Annotated in this window: 3 protein-coding genes; all 3 read right to left on the bottom strand. The window is 49.9% G+C overall.

The window, feature by feature from the left end; translation table 11 throughout:
* Positions 1–202: 202 nt before the first annotated feature.
* Positions 203–1036, bottom strand: a complete 834-nt coding sequence (locus ACFSW8_RS10160; RefSeq protein WP_377086805.1) for a cation:proton antiporter domain-containing protein — start codon at positions 1034–1036, stop codon at positions 203–205.
* A complete protein-coding gene (locus ACFSW8_RS10155) occupies positions 931–1389 on the bottom strand; it encodes a cation:proton antiporter domain-containing protein (protein ID WP_377086803.1) in 459 nt (152 codons plus the stop codon). Before ACFSW8_RS10155 ends, ACFSW8_RS10160 begins: the two co-directional genes overlap by 106 nt.
* 94 nt (positions 1390–1483) lie before the next feature.
* Positions 1484–2913 (bottom strand): hypothetical protein (locus ACFSW8_RS10150; protein ID WP_377178150.1); only part of this gene is annotated, 1430 nt, incomplete at its 5' end.

The raw sequence follows: 2913 nt of genomic DNA, 5'->3' as shown, positions 1-2913 counted from the left end.
GAGTACACAGATTTGGTGTTTCTTATCACTGAGGTCGACGCCGACAATCGTTGCTTGCTTTGGTTCTTTTTTCATAAACCATGAGCTTACCAGCAACCATGGCGCGGCCTCACCTCTCTTCTCATTCTATCTTTTATGTGCCAATGAGGAGAGTGTTATACCATCTATTGACTCGGTATTGACGCATAAGTCTTTTGAATCACTAGTGCATGGAGTTGCTGAATTTTTTAATAAATGGGACAGCGGTCATTCCGTGTGCGAGGACACTGAGTAGGATGGTGCAGGTGATGACGTGTGCGATGGGTTCGGCTTGTGGAATGCCGCTATTGATGATGATGACGGCGAAGACGACGCTGGCGAGTCCTCTAGGGCCAAACCAAGAGAGAAAGAGGCGTGAGATACCATTGGTGTCAGACTTTGTGAGGCTGATCATGACTGGCAGGATACGGATGAGAGTGAGGCTGAGAAGGGCATATCCGAGAATGGTTAGTGAAAAGTTTTCGATAAAGCCGTGAATGGCAACGGCACCGAATAGGATCCAGGTGAGCATGCTGAGGATGTCACCGGATTCCTCGGCGTCATGCGTCAGTTCGTGACTGCGTTTGCGTCGGTTGAGAATGCAGAATGTGAGTCCACCGACGAAGGCGGCAATGTATCCGGAGCCATGTAATTCCTGAGCGACAGTGAAGCAAATGAGTGAGAGTGCGGTTACAGGGATTTGAGCCCATTTGCTAGAGATCCATTGATTCTTTTCAGAATAGTGGATGAGGCTCGAGCAAATGAGGGTGAGTGTGATGCCAACTAGGGCACCGATTCCAATTTCTTGGACGAGTAACTTGATCGCGAGTCCAGCGGGGTCGGCATCGGTTTTTGATAGTGCGATAGCGAGTAAGAGAAGCGGGACGCAGAGCCCGTCATTGAGGCCACTTTCTACGTTGAGCGAAGTTTTGAGTCGCTCAGGAACGAGGGGGGGGTGACTACCGCTTTTCCCAGTGCTGCATCTGTGGCAGCGAGGGCTATGGCAACGAGTGCGCATTCCCAAAAGGTAAATCCAGTAAAGAATAGAGTGGCTAGATAAAGACCCAGAAGGATGGTCATTGGTAAGCCTAGTAGGAGCATTCTGGTAGGAATGTGTGAAGTACTTTTCAGGGTTTTAAGGTTGATACCAGCAGCATCAGAAAAGAGCAGCATTGCTAATGTTAGGTCTGCAAGAACTCGGAGAGGAGTGTGGGCGTTTTCTATTTCTAGGAGTGAAACTCCGAGAGGCCCAAGGAGTGCTCCAGTGAGTAAAAAAATGGAGGCACTTGAGATGGGGAGCTTTTCAATTTTCCCGGCAAATGTGGTATAGAGAAACCCGAATACAAGGAGGATAGCGAGAGTGTGGTACATCAGCTATGATTTATAGCATTGCCTCTAAAGCATAGCGAGTGTGGTTTCTTAGAAAGGTATATCGTCAGGAGCTGCGCCTGTGATGCTGTGGGCTCTATGTATTAGTTATATTGGGGGGGAGGGTTACTTCGCTGACTGAGATGCCAATTTTCTGGATGGCGTTGGTGATTTTGTTCACTGTTTTTTCTTGGACGAGGAAGCGTTTGATCGCAAGGCGTCCAGAGTTGTCGAAATCCGGCTGGAGGATGAGGAGTTTTTGGGCTTCTTTTCTAGCTTGGATATCGTGTCCGGCATCAGCGAAAATAGCTGAGCGGAGCAAGGCCCCCCAGAATAGGTCGGGGACTTCGAGGCGTTCTGCATGGCTCACAGCCTTTTCGAGAGGGCCATGCATGAAGTAGTAAAGTGCAGGAGTAAAATTATACCAAGCCGGGTGTTGGGGGTTGAGTCTGATGGCTCTGAGGCTCAGTTCTAGGGCTTCATGCCATTGGTCGAGCATGGGGAGGTAGAATGCGCAGGAGGCGAGTATTGAGGGGTTGTTAGGGTTCAAGGCAATGGCAGCCTCCAACTCCCTTTTGGACCGTTGGAATTCACCTTTGAAGAAGTGGACTTGGCCGCGTATCCAGCGCGCATCTTGGCATTCTCGATCGAGAGCGAGAGCGTCTTTGGCGAGGGATTCGGCACGTTGGAGCAGAGAGGTGTTAGCTCCAGAGAGGCAGAAGTACTCAATACAATAAAGGTCGGCGAGGAGAGCCTTTGTTAGGGCGTAGTTAGGGTTATTCTTAATGGAGGACTCGAGAGCTTCTCTAGCGGATAGCATCGCCTCATGTGTGAGGACAATACCAGCATGGTAGGCGAGTAGAGCAGCTTCGTAGTCTTCACGTTCAGTCGGTGCCTTCGCCTTTGTCTCTGGGTAGAGAGTCATGGTGATGATTCCTAGGTCACCAGCGATAAAGGCGGCACATCGCCTGGCGATTTCATCTTGGAGGTCGAAGATATCGTATTTCGAGAGGTCACGGTCGAAGTTTTGGCCCCAGACAAGGGCTCTGCTCGAAGTGTCGGTGAGGTTGACTGAAATTCTGATGTGATTCCCTTGATGTTGGACACAGCCTTGGAGGACGAATCGTACCTTTAGTTGCTCGCCAATGATGGATGGGCAGTTGGCTGCTTGAGGGAGCTGTGTGGCATCAATGGGGCCGAGGACTGTGAGTTTTTTGAAGCGAGAGAGGTCAACAAGGAGTTGGCGGGTGATACCTGTAGCAAAGTGTGCTTTGTCGTCTGAGATCGTATCAAAAATGACAACGGCGAGTGCTGGCTTGGATATTTTGGATGATGTTTTGTCGGCTTTTTGGGGGGAGATGGGAGCAGGAGCTGAGTTTTGATCTTTGCTGTAGAAGCTGGGTACGTAGGTCCCTTTGGGGACATCGATACGGACGGCAGAATGATCAGAATGAGACAGGTAAGAATGGCACGGACTTAAGCGGTTTTTCGGTGTTTTAAAGTAGTCAGGAAAAGTCGGATAGGCTT

The organism is Rubritalea tangerina (assembly GCF_042683245.1).
GTDB classification, from domain to species: Bacteria; Verrucomicrobiota; Verrucomicrobiia; order Verrucomicrobiales; family Akkermansiaceae; genus Rubritalea; species Rubritalea tangerina.
Note: the sequence above shows the minus strand (reverse complement) of the source record. Positions and strands in the feature narration are given on the sequence as shown.